We start from the raw sequence: 17,142 nt of genomic DNA, 5'->3' as shown, positions 1-17,142 counted from the left end.
CCTCGGTTCGCTTCGCATCGGTTCGGTTTCCTCTTCGGCGCCTTCCCGGGAATTCGAGGAGTACGCCAGGGGGCCGCGCCCCCGCCGAAACCCCTGGTCGCGGCCCGGTCGAGGGCGGTAGAGTCCCCCTCCGGCGGATCACCGGCCCCACCCGCACCGCCTTCCCTTCCCCTTCCCCCACACCTCATTCGTTTCGTGTCGGTCCGGAAAGGGCCCTTCTCTCTGTGATGACTCGTACCCGGCTGAGCGCGCTGGCCACGACGGCCGCGCTCGCCGCCGCCGGCGGTCTGCTCACCGCCACCCCGGCCTCCGCGGCCGTCACCTGCACGTCCCCGGTCTGGACGGCGCAGTACTACGCCAACACCTCGTTCAGCGGCACACCCAAGCTGACCGCCTGCGATGCCGCCATCGCCGAGAACTACGGCACCGGCGACCCGGCCGGCGTCACCCTGCCCAGGGACGACTTCTCCGTCCGCTGGTCCGTCACCCGCGACTTCGGCTCCGGCGGACCGTTCGCGTTCTCCGCCGCGACGCAGGACGGCATCCGCGTGTACGTCGACGGGGTGCGCAAGATCGACCTGTGGCGGAACGTCTCCACGACGCAGTACAAGACCGTCAACCTCTCCATCCCGGCCGGACGCCACACCATCCGCGTGGACTACGTGGCCTGGACGGGCAACGCGAACGTCAGCTTCTCCTACGCACCGCGCACCGCGGCCACCGTCGACACGGTCAAGCCCCTCGCACCGACCGGCGCCTCGGTCGCGTACGACCGGGTCGCCAACAAGGCGACGCTGCGGTGGGCCGCGAACAAGGAGATGGACCTCGCCGGCTACCGCGTCTACCGCCGCCTGGCCACGACGTCCTGGGCGAAGGTCAGCGGTACGGGCCTGGTCACGGGCACCTCGTACGTGAACTACCCGCCCGCCACCGGCGAATCGTTCCTCTACGAGGTCCGCGCCGTCGACAAGGCGGGCCTGGAGTCGGTCGGCAGCGCGGACCTGACGGTCGCGAGCGTGGACCGGACGGCACCGGCGGCGCCGGGCGGGCTGACGGCGACCGACGCGCAGAGCGGGCTGGCACTGGCGTGGCAACCGGTGTCCGGGGCGGCGAAGTACGCCGTCTTCCGGCAGCGTCAGACGACGTCCGACGTGCCCGAGCCCGTCACCCAGGTCGCCACGGTCACCACCCCCGCCTGGACGGACACTTCCGCCACCGAGCGGACCGGCTACACCTACTGGGTCTCCGCAGTGGACGCGGCCGGGAACGCCTCGTCGCGGTCCACGGTGTCCGCGACGCGCGGCGACTACGCGCCTGCGGCGCCGACGGGCCTGACGGCGGTGTTCGAGCCGCGCAATGGCATCGCCCTCCAGTGGACGCCGTCAACGAGCACGGACGTTGTCGGGTACCGCCTCTACCGCAACGGCTACCCGTACCGGCACGACATGGCCCTCCAGAGCAGCTCCTACACGGACATGATGGTCGCTCACGGAACCACGTACACGTACACGGTGAGCGCCGTGGACCGGGCGGGCAACGAGTCCCCCGTCTCCACGTCGGCCTCCGCCACGACCGACGGCGACCTCGTCGCCCCGGCGCCCGTCACCGGCCTGAAGGCGACGGCGCGCGAGGACGGCGTGCTTCTGGAGTGGGAGCCGAACACGGAGCCCGACCTGCGGCGGTACGACCTCTACCGCGGCGACTGGTACCCGGACGACGAGTCCCCCGGCGGCGGTGTGTGGATCTTCCGTCAGGTCGCGTACATCGGCAAGGATCAGACCTCCCACCTCTACCCGGCCACGCCCGACGGCGAGACGGTCATGTTCGCCCTCGCGGCCGTGGACGAGTGGGGCAACACCCTGGCCACGGACATCAACGACGTGTCCTGGGTCCAGGTGACCGAGCTGGGCGCGCCTCCTACCGAGTAACGAGTCCGGCCACCCAGGCGGCGGCCTCCTCGGGGGTCGCCGCCACGGGGACGCCCTCCGGGACGGGCGGGCGGCGGACGACCACGACCGGGATGCCGGCCTCCCGCGCGGCCGTCAGCTTGGGGGCCGTCGCCGCGCCGCCGCTGTCCTTCGTAACCAGGACGTCGATGGCGTACCGGCCGAGCAGATCCCGCTCGCCGTCGAGGGTGAACGGGCCCCGGTCCAGGAGGACTTCGGTGCGGGCGGGCACCGGGGGTTCGGGGGCGTCCACGGACCGTACGAGGAACCACTGGAGGCAGTCGGCGAAGGCCGCGAGTCCCATCCGCCCGGTTGTCAGGAACACCCGCTCACCCAGGCCGTCCAGGGCCCGCGCCGCCTCCGCGAGGGAGGCCACCAGGTGCCAGTCGTCGCCGGCCTGCGGGACCCAGCCGGGGCGGCGCAGGGCCAGCAGGGGAACATGGGCGGTGGCGGCCGCCGCGGCCGCGTTGAAACTGATGTTCTCCGCGAAGGGATGGGTGGCGTCGATGACCGCGTCCACGTGGTGCTCGCGCACCCAGTCCACGAGCCCCTCGACGCCGCCGAACCCGCCGATCCGGACCTCCCCGGCGGGCAGCCGGGGGGCGGCGACGCGGCCGGCGAGGGAACTGGTGACGCGTACGTTCGTATGGATCCGCTCGGCGAGGGCGCGGGCCTCGGTGGTCCCGCCGAGAATGAGTACGTGCACGGGAGCCCTTTCATGAGTGCAGGCGGCGGGCGCGACGCACAACTCAAGCACACCGGTCTGCGCCCCGGCTGGACGACCGGTGCCTGCGCGACGGCGGCGACGACGGCCGCGTACACGGCGCTGCTGACGGGCGAGTTCCCCGACCCGGTGACGATCACGCTGCCGAAGGGCGGGCGTCCGGCGTTCGCGCTGGCGGCCGAGGAGCTGACGGCGGGCCACGCGATGGCGGCGATCGTGAAGGACGCGGGCGACGACCCGGACGTCACGCACGGCGCGCTGATCCGCTCGACGGTACGGATCCTCCCGGCGGGCTCCGGCGTCGTGTTCCGGGCCGGTCCCGGCGTCGGTACGGTGACGCTGCCGGGCCTGCCCCTGGAGGTCGGCGAACCGGCGATCAACCCGGTCCCGCGGCAGATGATGCGCGAGCACGTGGCGGAGGTCGCGGCGGCGCACGGGGGCGGCGGCGACGTGGAGATCACGGTCTCGGTCGACCACGGCGAGGAGATCGCCCGCTCCACCTGGAACCCGCGGATCGGGATCCTCGGCGGCCTGTCGATCCTGGGAACGACCGGGATCGTCGTGCCGTACTCCTGCTCGGCCTGGATCGACTCCATCCGCCGTGGCGTGGACGTGGCCCGCGCGGCGGGCCTGACGCATGTGGCGGGCTGCACCGGCTCCACCTCGGAGAAGACGGTGACGACGCTCTACGACCTGCCGGAGATCGCCCTGCTCGACATGGGCGACTTCGCGGGCGCGGTCCTGAAGTACATCCGCCGCCACCCGGTCGACCGGCTCACGATCTGCGGCGGCTTCGCCAAGCTCTCCAAGCTGGCGGCGGGCCACCTGGACCTCCACTCGGCCCGCTCCCAGGTCGACAAGCCGTTCCTCGCGGACCTGGCCCGCACGGGCGGCGCGTCGGAGCCTCTGGCGGCGGAGATCGCCACGGCGAACACGGGCCTGGCGGCCCTCCGCCTCTGCGAGTCCGCAGGCGTCCCCCTCGGCGACCTGGTGGCCGCCCGAGCCCGCGACGAGGCCCTCACGGTCCTCCGCGGCGCCCCGGTCGCGGTCGACGTCATCTGCATCGACCGCGCGGGCACGGTGGTAGGCCGCTCCTCGGTGGCGGGCCCGTAACGCCCCCACCTCACAGGCCCCGGCCGTCCTCGATCAGTCAGGCGGTCGGGTAGCCGATCTCCGCGAGGTCGTCGGAAAGTTCGGCCAGCTCGGTCTCCGGATTGAGGGCGGCGACGAGATCCTTCGTCAGCGGGCGCAGCGCCATGACGTGCCGTACGGCGTCGAGGGCGACGGGCGTCTCGTAGTAGTCCGTGGCCCACTCCGCGTACGCCTCGGCCGAGCGGTCGAGGAGCAGCTCGAAGAGGACGTCCGAGCCGTCCGGTTCGCCGTCCCCCTCGCCGGGGAAGTCGATCGCGCCCGCGTGCCAGGCCGTGTCCGCCGTCTCCCGCCAGAGGCAGGCGGTCACGACCGGGACGCCGTTCTCGTCCGAGAACGCCGGCTCGTCCACGTACGGCCGGAACACCTCGGGCACCGACTCGAGCACGCCCGGCCAGGGCCGGGGCTCCGTGAACAGCGCGTAGGGGCTCATGGGCGACCTGTGGTCGAAGCCGCGTATGTACGCCCCGGCCGGGGAGAAGACGATCGCGTACTCGCTACCCTGACCGTCCCGCATCGAGGCCATCTCCTCGGTCTCGGACCACCGGGAGTCGAAGGAGTAGTACCTGCCGTCCCACTCCGGGCTCAGGACGGCGTCCAGAAGCGCCAAGGCCCGGCAGTGGTCTCGCAGCTCACCGATGCCCGGAAGCGCCCGGGCCACGTCATGTACGGTCACGCGGCCATCTAAGCCCACGCCACCGACAGCCGTTCAGCGGATGCGGCCCGCACCCCCGCGAACCTAGGCTTGCCACGGCGCAACCCCGATCGAGAGGGAGTCCCATGGCGAAGCGTGGCAACAAGAAGCGGGCCCGCAAGAAGAAGAAGGCGAACCACGGGAAGCGGCCCAACGCCTGAGACGTGGTGGTGACTGAGGCCGGGTCCCGCGAGGGGCCCGGCCTCGGTCGTCAGCAGACGTGGCGCGGCCGGTCCCGCGTGGGCCCGGCCTCGGTCGTCAGCAGACGTGCCGCTCCCGCGCCGGGTCGTAGAGGTGGCTGTCGCGGAACTGCGAGGCCGCCAGCGTGCGGCCGACCAGGATCACCGCCGTCTTCGTGATGCCGGCTTCCTTCATCTGCGCAGCGATGTCCTCCAGCGTGCCCCGCAGCACCACCTCGTCCGGGCGGCTGGCCATCGCCACGACCGCCGCCGGGCAGTCCGCGCCGTAGTGCGGCAGCAGCTCGGCGACCACCCGGTCGGCGTACCGCGCCGCCAGGTGCAGCACCAGGAGCGCCCCGCTGCGGCCGAGGGTCGCCAGGTCCTCGCCCTCCGGCATCGGGGTGGCCTGCTGGGCGATGCGGGTCAGGATGACCGTCTGGCCCACGGTCGGGACGGTCAGCTCCCGCTTCAGCGCCGCGGCCGCCGCCGCGAACGCCGGGACGCCCGGCACGACCTCGTACGGAATGTCCAGCGCGTCGAGGCGCCGCATCTGCTCCGCGACCGCGCTGAAGACCGACGGGTCGCCCGAGTGGAGCCGCGCCACGTCCTGCCCGGCCTCGTGGGCGCGGACGATCTCGGCGACGATCCGGTCCAGGTCCAGGTCCGCCGTGTCGACGAGCCGCGCGTCCGGCGGGCACTCGGCGAGCAGCTCGCGCGGCACCAGAGAGCCCGCGTACAGACACACGCCGCAGGCCGCCAGCGTACGGGCGCCCCGCAGGGTGATCAGGTCGGCCGCGCCCGGGCCCGCGCCGATGAAGTAGACGGTCATGCTCGAACTCCCGATTTCGTTACGGACCACTGCGTGACGGGCATGGCCTGGCGCCAGCCGGTGAAGCCGCCCACGGGGACGGCCTGGGCGACGGCGAGCCGGACCAGCTCCCCGCCGTGCTCGCCGTACCACCGCGCGAGCAGCGCCTCGGACTCCAGCGTCACCGTGTTGGCGACCAGCCGGCCGCCGACCGGCAGCGCGTCCCAGCAGGCGTCGAGCAGGCCGGGTGCCGTCAGCCCGCCGCCGATGAACACCGCGTCGGGGGTGGGGAGCGCGGCGAGACCCTCGGGGGCCGCCGCGGTGACGACCTGGAGCGCGGGGACGCCGAGGGCGGCGGCGTTGCGGGCGATGCGGGAGGCCCGCTCAGGGGACTTCTCGACGGCGATCGCCCGGCAGGACCGGTCCGTACGCATCCACTCGATGCCGATCGAACCCGAGCCGCCGCCGATGTCCCAGAGCAGCTCCCCGGGCGCGGGCGCGAGCGCGGCGAGCGTCGCTGCCCGTACGTACCGCTTGGTGAGCTGGCCGTCGTGCTCGTACGCCTCGTCCGGAAGACCGGGTACGGCGCCGAGCCGGAGCGCGTCGGGGGAGCGCACGAGGTCGAGGGCGATGACGTTGAGGGGGTCGACCCGGTCGTGGGACCAGGTCTCCGCCGTGCCGTCCACGATCCGCTCGCGCTCCGAGCCGAGCTGCTCCAGGACCCGCATCCGGGTCTCGCCGAAGCCCTTCTCCCGCAGCAGCCCCGCGACGGCGGCGGGAGTCGTACCGTCGGCGCTCAGGACGAGCAGTCGGCAGCCGTCGTGCAGAGACGCGGAGAGCCCGGCGAGGGCCCGGCCCACCAGCGAGACCGTTTGCACGGCCTCCACGGGCCAGCCGAGGCGGGCGCAGGCGTACGAGACGGAGGAGGGGTGCGGCAGGACGTCGAGCCGGTCGGCGCCCACCGTCTCGACGAGCGTGCGGCCGATCCCGTAGAACATCGGGTCCCCACTGGCGAGGACCGCGATCCGCCGACCCTCGTGGGCGGCGAGGAGCCCCGGCACGGCGGGCCGGAGCGGTGACGGCCAGGGGATCCGCTCACCGGGGCACTCGGCGGCGGGCAGCAGGCCGAGCTGTCGGGGGCCGCCGATCAGGACCTCGGCGGAGCACAGGACGCGGCGGGAAAGCGCGGGAAGGCCGTCCCAGCCGTCCGCGCCGATGCCGACGACCGATATCGCAGCGGGAGGGGCGGGAGGAACGGTACTCACGTCCGCGAACTCTACGGGAGCCCTCGGGAGCCCTTGGGAGCGGCTACTTCTGGGCGTTCTGACCCACGTAGAAGAGCAGCCAGACGAAGCCCGCGAAGGCGTGCGTGGCGAAGACGTACACGAAGACGCGCAGGAGGACGCCGCGTTCTTTCCAGCGCTCGTAGTCGGACATGGACACCAGCGTACGGGGCGGGAATAGGGCAGGGAGGCGCACCGTTCCCACAGGTAGTTTACGATTCAACCACAAGGGGAGCCCAAAACCCCCAGGCGAGAGGTGAGCACGATGCAGTTCGGGATCTTCACCGTCGGCGACGTGACGACCGACCCCACGACCGGCCGCACCCCCAGCGAGCACGAGCGGATCAAGAACACGGTCGCCATCGCGCTCAAGGCCGAGGAGGTCGGTCTCGACGTCTTCGCGACCGGCGAGCACCACAACCCGCCGTTCGTGCCGTCCTCCCCGACCACCCTCCTCGGGCACATCGCGGCCCGCACGGAGCGACTGATCCTCTCCACCTCCACGACGCTGATCACCACCAACGACCCGGTGAAGATCGCCGAGGACTACGCCACCCTCCAGCACCTCGCCGACGGGCGCGTCGATCTGATGATGGGCCGCGGCAACACCGGCCCGGTGTATCCGTGGTTCGGCCAGGACATCCGCCAGGGCATCCCGCTCGCCATCGAGAACTACGCGCTCCTCCACAGGCTGTGGAGGGAGGACGTCGTCGACTGGGAGGGGAAGTTCCGTACCGCCCTCCAGGGCTTCACCTCCACCCCCCGCCCGCTGGACGGCGTCCCGCCGTTCGTCTGGCACGGCTCCATCCTTCCCCAAGCTCTCGGCTCCGCTCGAGCAGGGGAGACCCCTATCCGGAGATCGCCGAGCAGGCCGCGTACTACGGCGACGGCTTCTTCGCCAACCACATCTTCTGGCCCAAGCAGCACACCGAGAAGATGGTCCGCCTCTACCGCCAGCGGTACGCGCACTACGGCCACGGCACCCCCGAGCAGGCCATCGTGGGCCTCGGCGGGCAGGTCTTCATGCGGAAGAACTCCCAGGACGCGGTACGGGAGTTCCGCCCGTACTTCGACAACGCGCCCGTCTACGGCCACGGTCCGTCCCTGGAGGAGTTCAGCCGGGAGACCCCGCTGACCGTCGGCTCCCCGCAGGAGGTCATCGAACGCACCCTGTCCTTCCGGGAGTACGTCGGCGACTATCAGCGTCAGCTCTTCCTGGTGGACCACGCGGGACTGCCCCTGAAGACCGTCCTGGAGCAGCTCGACATCCTCGGCGAGGAGGTCGTCCCCGTCCTGCGCAAGGAGTTCGCCAGCCTGCGGTCGGCCGGCGTCCCGGAGACCGCCCCGCTCCACCCCGCCGTGCGCTGACCGTTTCGGCTGAGCCGACGCCTCAGACCTTGATCACGGTGACACGGTCTCCGCACAGGGCCGTGAGGTCCTCCGGGTCGGAGGTGAGGACGGTCACGGGCCCGGGGGCGGCGAGGGCGGTCGCGGAGAGCATCGCGTCGATGGCGTACTTGTGCCCATGGAGCCCCGCGTCGGCGAGGAGAGCGGCGGCGCGGCGGGCGACGGACTCGCTGACCGGTTCGACGACGATGCGCGACAGCGTCCACTCGAGGGCCGGACGTTTGATCCGAGGATGGACGACTTCGACGAGCGTGGCCGCGCTCGTGATCACGCGCAGGTCTTCGGCCCTGGCCAAGGCAAGCCAGCCCGTCACGTCCCGGTCGCGCAGGACGGCCTTGGCCAGTCCCTCGCTGTCGAGGACCAACGTGCCGCCCGGCAGGGCGGACGAGGCGGACGAGGGCGTCACGCGGCGTCCGCCCCGCGGCGGCCCTGAGCCTCGCGGGCGCGCTGGAGTTGATCGCGCTTGGCCTGGATCTCTTCCTCCCCGATGGGTCCGTGCTCGGCCTCGGCGACCGCGATGAGTTCGTTGAGGTTGTCCCGTTCGATCTGCCGGGCGACAGCCGCGGCAACGTACGCCGACAGCCCAGAAGGACCGCTGCGCGCGCGGGCGGCTTCGGCGATGTCGCGGGGCATGGTGATCGAGTACTTACCGGTAGGCTCGCTCATGCCCCCCATCCTACTGATCATCCTCCCCGCCGGGTGGCCCCGAGCGGGCCGCTTCTCGTCACTTGCGGTTGTAGAGCCGCATCGTGACCGCCCCGAAGACCACCACGAACAGGGCCGACCACCCCAGCGACCAGGCGATGTCGGCCGCCGGCCAGTTCCCGGCCATCAACTCCCGTACTGCCGTCGCCAGATGCGTCACCGGGCTGTTGTTGACGAACGCCTGCAGCCAGCCCGGCATCGTGCTCGGGTCCACGAAGACGTTGGACAGGAAGGTGAGCGGGAAGATCACCATCATGCTGACGCCCATGACCGACTTCTCGCTGCGCAGCATCAGCCCGAACATGGTCCAGATCCACGAGAACGCGAACGAGAACACCAGCAGCAGCGCGACCCCGAGCAGCACGCCTACGACGCCGCCGTCCGGCCGGTAGCCGATGATCATGCCGACGGTCAGCATGACCGCCGAGGCGATCAGATAGCGGACGACGTCGCCGAGCAGATAGCCGACCATCGGTGCGGGCCGCCAGATCGGCAGCGTACGGAAGCGGTCGAAGACGCCCTTCTCGATGTCGGTGTTGACCGAGACGCCCGTGTACATCGTGATCATCACGACGCTCATCACGAGGATGCCCGGCAGCAGGAACTGGATGTACGCCGAGACCGAGCCGGCCAGCGCGCCCCCGAAGAGGTACGTGTACATCAGCACCATCATGATCGGGAACGCCGTCACGTCGAACAGCTGCTCCGGCACGTGCTTGATCTTCAGCATGGCCCGCCAGCCGAAGGTCAGCGACGCGGAGAGCGCGCTGGGACGCGGCGGGCGCTCCTGGCCGATGAGGAGGGAAGCCAGCTCGTCCGGCTTCGGGGCGACGAAGTCGAGGGCGTCGGCGGTCCGCGTGTCCTTGCCGGTGGTGACGGTGGTCATGCGGTCGTTCCTTTCGGGTCACTTCCGTCGGCGGTACGGTCCGTCAGCCCCTTCTCGCCTTTCCCGTCGGCGGTACGGTCCGTCAGCCCTTTCCCGTCGGCGGGCCTGTCCGTCAGTGCCAGGAACACCTCGTCGAGGCTGGGCTGCCCGAGCCCGAAGTTGTCGACCGTGATCCCGGCCCGCGCCAGCTCCGCCAGCGCCCGCGCGGCCTGTTCGGCGGCGCCGAGGTCCGTGCCGTGGCCGTTCACGGTGGCGGTGAGCGCGACCGGGTCCGGGTCGAGCTGGACGGTGGCCTTCAGGCAGCCCGCGAGGACCCGCTCGGCCTCCGGGCGCTGCTCGGGGTCCCGGAGCCGTACGTGCACCGATCCCGAGCCGACGGACGCCTTCAGCTCGCCCTTCGTCCCCTCCGCGATCACCTTCCCGTGGTCGATGACGGCGATACGGGAGGCCAGGTGGTCCGCCTCGTCCAGGTACTGGGTCGTCAGCAGGACGGTCGTGCCCTGGGCGACGACCGCCCGGACGATGTCCCAGACCTGGTTGCGGCTGCGCGGGTCGAGGCCGGTGGTCGGTTCGTCGAGGAACAGCAGGTCGGGGGTGTTGAGGATGGACGCGGCGATGTCGATACGGCGCCGCATGCCGCCCGAGTAGTTCTTGATCTGCTTGTCGGCGGCCTCCGCGAGCCCGAACGCGGCGAGCAGCTGCGCCGAACGCTCCCGGGCGGCTGGCCGGCTGTGGCCGAGGAGCCTGCCGAGCAGGACGAGGTTCTCGGTGCCGGTGAGGTCCTCGTCGACGGAGGCGTACTGGCCGGTGAGGCTGACCCGGCCGCGTACGGTGTCGGCGTCCTTGACGACGTCCTTGCCGAAGACGCTGGCCCGGCCGCCGTCGGGTCTGAGGAGGGTGGCCAGCATCTTCACGGCGGTGGTCTTGCCCGCGCCGTTGGGGCCGAGGACGCCGTAGACGGTGCCGGCCGGGACACGCAGATCGATGCCGTCGACGGCCCGGTTCGTGCCGAAGACCTTGACCAGGCCCTCGGTCTCGATGGCGAGGTCGGTCATGCGGGTGCCTCCCCGGGCTGCCGGATGCGGGTCCGTTCCACCCAGTCTCCGACGGGCGTGGCCCGGATGCCAGGGGACGATTCCGTTCTCCGCGTACGGGTGGGGAGCTCGGGCCGCTGAGCGGGGACGGCCCGTTCCTCCCCGTCTCCGCGCGCGGCCAGGAGTCCTGTTCCACGCCTGCTACCTGCCGCTGATCGCCTGGGCCCCGCTGCTCACGGCCGCCGCGTTCGCGTACTACTGGCGGCGGGCAGGGGTGCGGTCCGCTCCCGGGGGCGTGGGGCGGCCGGACACGTCCTCGTGCGTGTAGAACCAGTAGAACGTGGCCAGGAACGTGGGCCCGGCCACCACGAGGCCCAGGACCACCCCGGACAGGATGCTGGCGTCGGACACGCTGAGCAGGAAGCCGATCGCGCAGCCGGCGAGCACGGCCCAGGCGGTTGCGCGCAGCTCCCTCGGCAGGGCCCTGCCCCACTGCCGCAGCGCGTACACCGCCCCGGCGAGCACCGCGCCTGAGACCACTCCGAGCAGGACCTGGCCCCAGGTGATGACGCCGCCTTCGCGCTGGATGGCCGCCGCGTAGAAGCCGTAGGCGAAGCCCAGTGTGAGGGGCAGACCCCAGCCGTGCGTACTCGGGTGCATCCGGGTGGGCAATGCTGCGTGTGCGGCCATGGCAGGAGCTCCTTCACTCTCGCCCCCCTGCACGCTTGCACCGGTGCGCGCTTGCAGCCACGCACCCGTGCACCCTCAAGGGCACACCCGGAGCCCCTGCCCCCGCAACTGGATCAGGCCGCCGGACGGACGGCGACCGCGTCGATCTCGAAGAGCATCCCGGGCAGCGCCAGGGCGGCGACGCCGCTGAGCGTCTGCGCGGGCAGCCGCGAGCCGAAGGCGCCGTAGAGCGCCTTGCCCAGCACCTCCAGCTTCGCGAGGTCGTGATCGACGATGTACGTACCGAGGCGCACGACGTGCTCGAAGCCGAGGCCGACGCCTTCGAGGGCGTGCCGGAGGTTGGTGAAGGCCAGCTCGACCTGGGCGGCGAAGTCCCCGGGGACGGGGGCGCCGGTCTCGTCGGAGGCGTACTGGCCGCCGATGAAGACGAGCTCGCCGGGGGCGGAGGCCGCGTGGCTGTAGCCGAAGGGGGTGGGGTCGTGGAGCGTGGCCGGGTTGGTGATCGTGCGCTGGTCGGTGCTCATGGGTGGGGTCCTTCCGTGGAGTGAGCGTGGGGGTGACCTGGATACTTAACATCCAGAATTACGGCCCGAGGGGGGACGGCCACCCCGGGTCGATCGGCTCAGGCGTTGGCGAACCAGTGGCGGATACGGTCCGGGGCCGCGGGCGCCTGGCGCTCCGCCCGCTCCCGTACGTCGTCCAGCGTCCGGGCCGCCAGCTCCCGTCTCCAGGCCAGCTCTGCCGCGCCCATCGCTCCCGCGATCGCGCACTCGGCGGCGTAACTCCCGGCCGGTCCCGCGCCGGGGCCCTGCTGCCGGATCTCGGAGCAGCGGAACGCCTCCTCCGGGCCCTCGATCGCGGTCACGACGTCCATCAGAGTGATCCGGTCGAGCGGTCGCGCCAGCCGGAAGCCGCCCTTGGGGCCGGAGACCGAGCTGACGATGCCGGCCCGGGAGAGGGCCTGGAGCTGCTTGTTGAGGTAGGCGGCGGGCAGCTCGTGGTACGCCGCGAGCCGCGCCGCCGTGACCGCCCGTTCCGGCCCGATCCAGGCCAGGTTGAGGCAGCTGTGCAGCGCCCACTCGACGCCCTCGTTCATCCTCATGATTCTGGATACTAGACATCCAGGATCAGCGCCGCAACGCGATATCGCCCGATACTCCGCCAGGTCCGCACTCCGCCAGCGCCGCGAGCCGCGCGAGCGCCCGGTCCAGGACCCGTACCGGCGGCGACGCCAGACCCACTCTCACCGCGTCCGCCGCCCCGCGCCCGCCCGCGTACCCACGACCGCCCCCGCCCCCGCGCCCGCCCACCGCGAAGGCCGTGCCCGGGGTCACCGCGATCCCGCGCTCGGCCGCGGCGGCGACGAAGGTCTCGGCCCGCCAGGGATCCGGCAGCTCCCACCAGCAGTAGTACGCGTGCGGCGAGGTACGGATCTCGTACGCGCCCAGGTGCCGCCGCACCAGCGCGTGCCGGGCCGCCGCGTCCGCACGCTTCGCCGCCACGACCTCGGCGACCGTGCCGTCCATCGCCCACCTGGTCGCCGCCGCGAGCGCGAGGCCGCTCGCCGTCCACGCGCCGGAGCGCAGCGCCCGCGCGAAGTCGTCCACGTCGCGGCCCTCCGGCGCGACGAGATGGCCCACGGTCAGACCGGGCGCGAGGCGCTTGGAGAGGCTGTCCACGAGCACCACCCGCTCCGGGGCGTGGGCGGCCAGCGGCGCCGGGGCGTCCGGGACCAGGAAGGCCCACGTGGTGTCCTCGACGGCGGTGAGCCCCGACTCCCGTAGTACGCCCGCCAGTTCGGCCCGTCGCCGTGAACTCGCCGTCAGGGACAGCGGATTGTGCAGGGTCGGCTGGACGTACACGGCCGCGAGCGGGCCTGCGCGATGGGCCGCCGCCAGCGCGTCCGGCCGCATCCCCTCCCCGTCGAGCCCGATCGGCACCAGCCGTACCCCGAGCCGCTCCGCCACCTCCTTGACCAGCGGATACGTCAGCGCCTCGACGCCCAGCGCACCTCCGGGCGGTACGAGCGCGGAGAGCGCCGCCGCGATCGCCTGGCGGCCGTTGCCGGAGAAGAGCACCCGGTCGGGGTCGGGCTCCCAGCCCGGCCGCGCGAGGACCCGGACCGCGGAGGCGCGCGCCTCCGCCGTGCCCGTGGCGGCTGCCGGACGGCTCGTCGCCGCGCCGAGCACGTCGGCGCGGGCGAGGGCCGCGAGCGCCCGCGCCATCAGCTCCGACTGCCCTTCCACCACCGGGTAGTTGAGCTGGAGGTCGACCGGCGTGCCCCCGGTCGCCTCGGCGAGCGCGAGCGCGGCGCCGGGCGGCGGCGGAGCCGCCCGTACGAACGTGCCGCGGCCCACCTCGCCCACGACCAGGCCACGGCGCGCCAGCTCTCCGTACACCCGGATCGCGGTGGAGTTGGCGATCCGGTGGCGGCGCGCGAAGACCCTCTGTGGCGGCAGCCGGTCGCCGGGGCGCAGCCGCCCGTCGGCGATCGCCTTAGCGACCCGATCGGCGATCCTGCGGTACTCCTCCACCCAAGCCCCCTGTGCCCTCATTGCACCGAAAGCAAAGGATCCCATTGCACCGAGACAGAGCGCCCTCTTAGGCTCCGATCATGCCTTCCGCAGAGATCAACGGCCTGACGATCGGCTACGAGGACAAGGGCACGGGCCCCGCGCTCGTCCTCGTCCACGGCCACCCCTTCGACCGCACGATGTGGGCGCCCCAGATCGACCGCTTCTCCGCCACGCACCGGGTCGTCGCCCCCGACCTGCGGGGCTACGGCGCCACCACCGTCGTTTCCGGCACCACCCCGCTCTCCGTCTTCGCCGCCGACCTCGCCGCGCTCCTCGACCACCTCGGCATCGAGGAGTTCGTGCTCGGCGGCCTCTCCATGGGCGGCCAGATCGTCATGGAGTGCTACCGCCTCTTCCCCGGCCGGATCCGCGGCCTGGTCCTCGCCGACACGTTCCCGGCCGCCGAGACCGAGGAGGGCAAGGCCGGCCGGCGCGCGCTCGCCGAGCGGCTGCTGCGCGAGGGGATGCGGGGGTACGCGGACGAGGTCCTGGACCGGATGGTCGCCCCGTACAACACGCACGCCGCGCCGCACGTCCACCGCATGATGTGCGCCACCGATCCGGCGGGCGCGGCGGCCGCCCTGCGCGGGCGGGCCGAGCGTCCGGACTACCGCGAACTGCTCACCACCGTCTCCGTACCGGCCCTGGTCGTCGTCGGCCGCGACGACACCTACACCCCGGTGGCGGACGCGGAAGCGATGCACGCGGCGCTTCCCGACTCCACGCTCGTGGTCATCGAACGGGCGGCCCACATGCCGAATCTGGAGCGGCCGGAGGAGTTCGACGCGGCGCTGGCAGCGTTCCTCGACACCCTCTGACCCCTCTGACCCCTCTGAGCCACTCGTCCGGCGCAACTCAACGTTCGGTCCTGGACCAACCGCCGCACGATGAGCCCATGAGCCAGAACACCGCACCCCCCAGGTCGAGCACGAGTGCCGCTTGGGCCTCCGGCGGCACCCTCTTCGCCGGTGTCCTGATGCTGGTCATCGGCATCTTGGACATCCTTCAGGGCATCGCCGCCATCGCCGAGGACGACGTCTACACCCGTGTGGGCGACTACGTCTTCAAGTTCGATCTCACGAGCTGGGGCTGGATCCATCTCTGCCTCGGCGTCGTCGTCGCCATCGCCGGCGCCGGAATCCTCAAGGGCGCCGAGTGGGGCCGCATCGCCGGCATCGCCCTGGCGTCCCTGAACATCATCGCCCAGTTCCTCTTCCTGCCGTACCACCCCTGGTGGGCGCTGTTCTCCATGGCGATCTCGATCTTCGTGATCTGGGCTCTGGCGACGGACGAGTCCTACGGCAAGGACGCGGCGTGACCCGCACACGAACACTCGCCACCGTGGCAGCCCTTCTCGCCCTGGCCGTCACCGGCTGCACCGAGGAGGACCGGCAGAAGGCCGAGGACATCGTCGCCTCCGCGACGGCGGCCGCGGCCTCGGCCGCCGAGGAGAAGATGGACGAGGTCAAGGACGGGGTGAACGCCACCGGCGACGTGAAGGCGGGTCCGACGAAGACGGACGGCGACCGGACCATCGCCGAGATCACCGCCACCAACCCCAGGGACAAGAACGCCGACTACACGATAATGGTCAACTTCCGTGACAGCGGCGGCAATCTGCTCGACGCGACGGTCGTCACCATCGACGCCGTCGAGCCGGGGAAGTCCAAGACCGGGACGGCGCGCAGCAATCGCACCCTGTCGGGAAACATCACCGCGGAGATCGCGCGGGCCCTGCGACACTGACAGGCGTGGAGCCTGTCCGTACCGCAACCGAACCCGCACCGCCCGTCGTACGCGTACGGCCCAGGCCGCGCCCCGCCGCCTGGGCCGCCGCGCTGCTGGTCGCCGTACCGAGCCTGGTCGCCGGCTGCCGGCTCGTCGGCACCGACGCGTTCACTCCCGTACCGCAGTCGCTGTCGTTCCTGCCCTGGCTCACGCTCCCGGCCGCGCTTGCGGCGCTTCTGGCGCTGGCGGCGAGGCGCCGACTGCTTGCCGGATGGTCGGTCCTGGTCGTCCTGGCGACGGCCTGGTACACGCTCCCGTACGGCCCGGACACGACGACTGCCCGTGGCCCGGTGGTCGAACGGCTCCGTGTCCTCACCTTCAACGTCGAGTTCGGCGAGGCGACGACGGCCCTCGTCGAGGCGGTACGCCGGGAACGGCCGCAGCTCGTGTACGTCTCCGAGTGCGACCGCGCCTGCGCCGGCGCCCTCTCCACGGCCCTCCCCCACCAGGCCGTCGTGGACGGCGAGGGCTCGACCGGCTCGGTGATCCTCAGCGCGTACCCGCTGACCGAGCGGCCTCCGATCCCGGCCGCGATGGGGATGCCCGGCGCGACCGCCCTGATCGGCGGCAGGACGGTACGGCTCCAGCTCGCGCACCCGATGCCGCCGGTCCCGGGCCAGGTCGGCCGATGGAAACGCGAGCTGAGGCGGGTGGCGGACTTCGCCGCGGCGCACCGCGACGAGGGCCCCGTGATCCTGGCCGGCGACTTCAACGCCTCCCAGGACCACGCCGCCTTCCGCTCCCTCCTCGACGCCGGCCGCCTCCACGACGCCGCCCGCCTCGCGAACTCCGCCCGGACCCCGACCTGGCCGCGGGAGCTGTCCCTGCCGCCGTACGTCCAGATCGACCACGTGCTGGTCAGCGACGACTTCCGGGTGCGCGACGTGCGCTTCCTCGACCTGCCGGGGTCGGACCACCGCGCGGTCCTGACCGAGCTCGACCTGCACGCCGGGCGCTGATCGGGGACGCTGGAACCATGGAGCAGATGTACGACGACGAGCAGATCCTGGCGAGCATCGGCGCCCTCGTCGAGGAGGAGCGAGCCCTGCGCCGCCGCATGGGCGGCCTGCTCCCGGAGGAACGGACCCGCCTCGCCGAGCTGGAGGTCCAACTGGACCAGTGCTGGGACCTGTTGCGCCAGCGCCGCGCGAAGGCCGAATTCGGCGAGGACCCCGACACGGCAGCGGTCCGCCCAGCGGCCGAGGTAGAGGGCTACCGCAGCTGACGCCAGATCCAGGGGAGCAAAGGCCCGCCGCGCACGTACCGTAGGCGC

Annotated in this window: 21 protein-coding genes and 1 pseudogene; 9 read left to right on the top strand and 13 right to left on the bottom strand. The window is 72.2% G+C overall.

Annotation, left to right across the window (positions count from 1 at the left end; genetic code table 11):
- Positions 1 to 227 precede the first annotated feature (227 nt).
- Positions 228 to 1,928, top strand: coding sequence for a fibronectin type III domain-containing protein (locus ACZ4VI_RS30705; RefSeq protein ID WP_468004510.1), 1,701 nt, complete (start codon positions 228 to 230; stop codon positions 1,926 to 1,928).
- Here the strand turns inward: ACZ4VI_RS30705 and ACZ4VI_RS30700 are convergent.
- Positions 1,918 to 2,652 (bottom strand): cobalt-precorrin-6A reductase, encoded by a 735-nt coding sequence (locus ACZ4VI_RS30700; RefSeq protein ID WP_468004508.1) that lies wholly within the window; start codon positions 2,650 to 2,652, stop codon positions 1,918 to 1,920. The two genes, ACZ4VI_RS30705 and ACZ4VI_RS30700, sit on opposite strands and share 11 nt — an antisense overlap.
- A 12-nt stretch (positions 2,653 to 2,664) precedes the next feature.
- Between ACZ4VI_RS30700 and ACZ4VI_RS30695 the strand changes: the two genes are divergently transcribed.
- Positions 2,665 to 3,783 (top strand): cobalt-precorrin-5B (C(1))-methyltransferase, encoded by a 1,119-nt coding sequence (locus ACZ4VI_RS30695; protein ID WP_468004506.1) that lies wholly within the window; start codon positions 2,665 to 2,667, stop codon positions 3,781 to 3,783.
- A gap of 37 nt (positions 3,784 to 3,820) precedes the next feature.
- On the opposite strand, the gene ACZ4VI_RS30690 is transcribed toward ACZ4VI_RS30695, so the two are convergent.
- On the bottom strand, positions 3,821 to 4,495 hold the full coding sequence (locus tag ACZ4VI_RS30690; RefSeq protein WP_468004504.1) for a hypothetical protein: 675 nt from the start codon (positions 4,493 to 4,495) through the stop codon (positions 3,821 to 3,823).
- A 104-nt stretch (positions 4,496 to 4,599) separates the two neighbouring features.
- On the opposite strand from ACZ4VI_RS30690, the gene ACZ4VI_RS30685 reads away from it, so the two are divergent.
- Positions 4,600 to 4,674, top strand: coding sequence for a 50S ribosomal protein bL37 (locus ACZ4VI_RS30685; protein ID WP_099895366.1), 75 nt, complete (start codon positions 4,600 to 4,602; stop codon positions 4,672 to 4,674).
- 97 nt (positions 4,675 to 4,771) lie between these two features.
- Here ACZ4VI_RS30685 and cobM read toward each other — a convergent pair whose 3' ends face one another.
- From cobM to ACZ4VI_RS30670, 3 genes are read right to left on the bottom strand one after another with little or no spacing between them, the layout of a single operon-like run.
- The gene (gene cobM, locus ACZ4VI_RS30680; RefSeq protein WP_468004502.1) at positions 4,772 to 5,521 is read right to left on the bottom strand and encodes a precorrin-4 C(11)-methyltransferase; all 750 of its coding nucleotides are present in this window, start codon (positions 5,519 to 5,521) and stop codon (positions 4,772 to 4,774) included.
- Positions 5,518 to 6,765: a precorrin-6y C5,15-methyltransferase (decarboxylating) subunit CbiE gene (gene cbiE / locus ACZ4VI_RS30675; RefSeq protein WP_468004500.1), complete on the bottom strand. Its 1,248-nt coding sequence runs from the start codon at positions 6,763 to 6,765 to the stop codon at positions 5,518 to 5,520. The genes cobM and cbiE overlap by 4 nt, the downstream gene beginning before the upstream one ends.
- 43 nt (positions 6,766 to 6,808) lie before the next feature.
- Positions 6,809 to 6,937 (bottom strand): DUF6126 family protein, encoded by a 129-nt coding sequence (locus ACZ4VI_RS30670; protein ID WP_329118674.1) that lies wholly within the window; start codon positions 6,935 to 6,937, stop codon positions 6,809 to 6,811.
- Positions 6,938 to 7,048: 111 nt separating this feature from the next.
- Between ACZ4VI_RS30670 and ACZ4VI_RS30665 the strand changes: the two are divergent.
- Positions 7,049 to 8,151 (top strand): annotated as a pseudogene (locus ACZ4VI_RS30665) (LLM class flavin-dependent oxidoreductase).
- Positions 8,152 to 8,173: 22 nt separating this feature from the next.
- On the opposite strand, the gene ACZ4VI_RS30660 reads toward ACZ4VI_RS30665, so the two are convergent.
- The 8 genes from ACZ4VI_RS30660 to ACZ4VI_RS30625 form a co-directional block, all read right to left on the bottom strand.
- On the bottom strand, positions 8,174 to 8,596 hold the full coding sequence (locus ACZ4VI_RS30660; protein WP_468004498.1) for a PIN domain-containing protein: 423 nt from the start codon (positions 8,594 to 8,596) through the stop codon (positions 8,174 to 8,176).
- Entirely contained in the window at positions 8,593 to 8,856 is a 264-nt protein-coding gene (locus ACZ4VI_RS30655; protein WP_468004496.1) for a CopG family transcriptional regulator, read from the bottom strand. Before ACZ4VI_RS30655 ends, ACZ4VI_RS30660 begins: the two co-directional genes overlap by 4 nt.
- 58 nt (positions 8,857 to 8,914) lie before the next feature.
- Entirely contained in the window at positions 8,915 to 9,781 is an 867-nt protein-coding gene (locus ACZ4VI_RS30650; RefSeq protein ID WP_468004494.1) for an ABC transporter permease, read from the bottom strand.
- Positions 9,778 to 10,836, bottom strand: coding sequence for an ATP-binding cassette domain-containing protein (locus ACZ4VI_RS30645; RefSeq protein ID WP_468004492.1), 1,059 nt, complete (start codon positions 10,834 to 10,836; stop codon positions 9,778 to 9,780). The genes ACZ4VI_RS30650 and ACZ4VI_RS30645 overlap by 4 nt, the downstream gene beginning before the upstream one ends.
- A 234-nt stretch (positions 10,837 to 11,070) precedes the next feature.
- Complete coding sequence (locus ACZ4VI_RS30640) at positions 11,071 to 11,505, bottom strand: hypothetical protein (RefSeq protein ID WP_468004490.1); 435 nt, start codon at positions 11,503 to 11,505, stop codon at positions 11,071 to 11,073.
- A gap of 113 nt (positions 11,506 to 11,618) precedes the next feature.
- Complete coding sequence (locus ACZ4VI_RS30635; protein WP_468004488.1) at positions 11,619 to 12,029, bottom strand: RidA family protein; 411 nt, start codon at positions 12,027 to 12,029, stop codon at positions 11,619 to 11,621.
- Positions 12,030 to 12,127: 98 nt separating this feature from the next.
- Positions 12,128 to 12,601 (bottom strand): RrF2 family transcriptional regulator, encoded by a 474-nt coding sequence (locus ACZ4VI_RS30630; protein WP_468004726.1) that lies wholly within the window; start codon positions 12,599 to 12,601, stop codon positions 12,128 to 12,130.
- 31 nt (positions 12,602 to 12,632) lie between these two features.
- Positions 12,633 to 14,039, bottom strand: coding sequence for an aminotransferase-like domain-containing protein (locus ACZ4VI_RS30625; protein ID WP_468004487.1), 1,407 nt, complete (start codon positions 14,037 to 14,039; stop codon positions 12,633 to 12,635).
- Between the two features lie 80 nt (positions 14,040 to 14,119).
- On the opposite strand from ACZ4VI_RS30625, the gene ACZ4VI_RS30620 reads away from it, so the two are divergent.
- The 5 genes from ACZ4VI_RS30620 (at position 14,120) to ACZ4VI_RS30600 (ending at position 17,094) form a co-directional block, all read left to right on the top strand.
- Positions 14,120 to 14,899, top strand: a complete 780-nt coding sequence (locus ACZ4VI_RS30620) for an alpha/beta fold hydrolase (RefSeq protein ID WP_468004485.1) — start codon at positions 14,120 to 14,122, stop codon at positions 14,897 to 14,899.
- 77 nt (positions 14,900 to 14,976) lie between these two features.
- Positions 14,977 to 15,399: a DUF7144 family membrane protein gene (locus tag ACZ4VI_RS30615; RefSeq protein ID WP_468004483.1), complete on the top strand. Its 423-nt coding sequence runs from the start codon at positions 14,977 to 14,979 to the stop codon at positions 15,397 to 15,399.
- Entirely contained in the window at positions 15,396 to 15,827 is a 432-nt protein-coding gene (locus ACZ4VI_RS30610; protein ID WP_468004481.1) for a hypothetical protein, read from the top strand. The genes ACZ4VI_RS30615 and ACZ4VI_RS30610 overlap by 4 nt, the downstream gene beginning before the upstream one ends.
- 5 nt (positions 15,828 to 15,832) lie before the next feature.
- Positions 15,833 to 16,828: an endonuclease/exonuclease/phosphatase family protein gene (locus tag ACZ4VI_RS30605; RefSeq protein ID WP_468004479.1), complete on the top strand. Its 996-nt coding sequence runs from the start codon at positions 15,833 to 15,835 to the stop codon at positions 16,826 to 16,828.
- A gap of 26 nt (positions 16,829 to 16,854) precedes the next feature.
- Positions 16,855 to 17,094: a DUF2630 family protein gene (locus tag ACZ4VI_RS30600; protein WP_468004724.1), complete on the top strand. Its 240-nt coding sequence runs from the start codon at positions 16,855 to 16,857 to the stop codon at positions 17,092 to 17,094.
- The last annotated feature ends 48 nt before the right edge of the window (positions 17,095 to 17,142 follow it).

Source organism: Streptomyces sp. NPDC029169, from assembly GCF_055563935.1.
Note: the sequence above shows the minus strand (reverse complement) of the source record. Positions and strands in the feature narration are given on the sequence as shown.

Excerpts from the sequence above, each read along its gene's own strand:
- ACZ4VI_RS30695 (WP_468004506.1), top strand. The coding sequence starts at position 2,665 with ATGAGTGCAGGCGGCGGGCGCGACGCACAACTCAAGCACACCGGTCTG.
- ACZ4VI_RS30600 (WP_468004724.1), top strand. The coding sequence starts at position 16,855 with ATGTACGACGACGAGCAGATCCTGGCGAGCATCGGCGCCCTCGTCGAG.
- ACZ4VI_RS30620 (WP_468004485.1), top strand. The coding sequence starts at position 14,120 with ATGCCTTCCGCAGAGATCAACGGCCTGACGATCGGCTACGAGGACAAG.
- ACZ4VI_RS30635 (WP_468004488.1), bottom strand. The coding sequence starts at position 12,029 with ATGAGCACCGACCAGCGCACGATCACCAACCCGGCCACGCTCCACGAC.
- ACZ4VI_RS30645 (WP_468004492.1), bottom strand. The coding sequence starts at position 10,836 with ATGACCGACCTCGCCATCGAGACCGAGGGCCTGGTCAAGGTCTTCGGC.
- ACZ4VI_RS30630 (WP_468004726.1), bottom strand. The coding sequence starts at position 12,601 with ATGAACGAGGGCGTCGAGTGGGCGCTGCACAGCTGCCTCAACCTGGCC.
- ACZ4VI_RS30615 (WP_468004483.1), top strand. The coding sequence starts at position 14,977 with ATGAGCCAGAACACCGCACCCCCCAGGTCGAGCACGAGTGCCGCTTGG.
- cobM (WP_468004502.1), bottom strand. The coding sequence starts at position 5,521 with ATGACCGTCTACTTCATCGGCGCGGGCCCGGGCGCGGCCGACCTGATC.
- ACZ4VI_RS30670 (WP_329118674.1), bottom strand. The coding sequence starts at position 6,937 with ATGTCCGACTACGAGCGCTGGAAAGAACGCGGCGTCCTCCTGCGCGTC.
- ACZ4VI_RS30705 (WP_468004510.1), top strand. The coding sequence starts at position 228 with ATGACTCGTACCCGGCTGAGCGCGCTGGCCACGACGGCCGCGCTCGCC.
- ACZ4VI_RS30655 (WP_468004496.1), bottom strand. The coding sequence starts at position 8,856 with ATGAGCGAGCCTACCGGTAAGTACTCGATCACCATGCCCCGCGACATC.
- ACZ4VI_RS30640 (WP_468004490.1), bottom strand. The coding sequence starts at position 11,505 with ATGGCCGCACACGCAGCATTGCCCACCCGGATGCACCCGAGTACGCAC.
- ACZ4VI_RS30650 (WP_468004494.1), bottom strand. The coding sequence starts at position 9,781 with ATGACCACCGTCACCACCGGCAAGGACACGCGGACCGCCGACGCCCTC.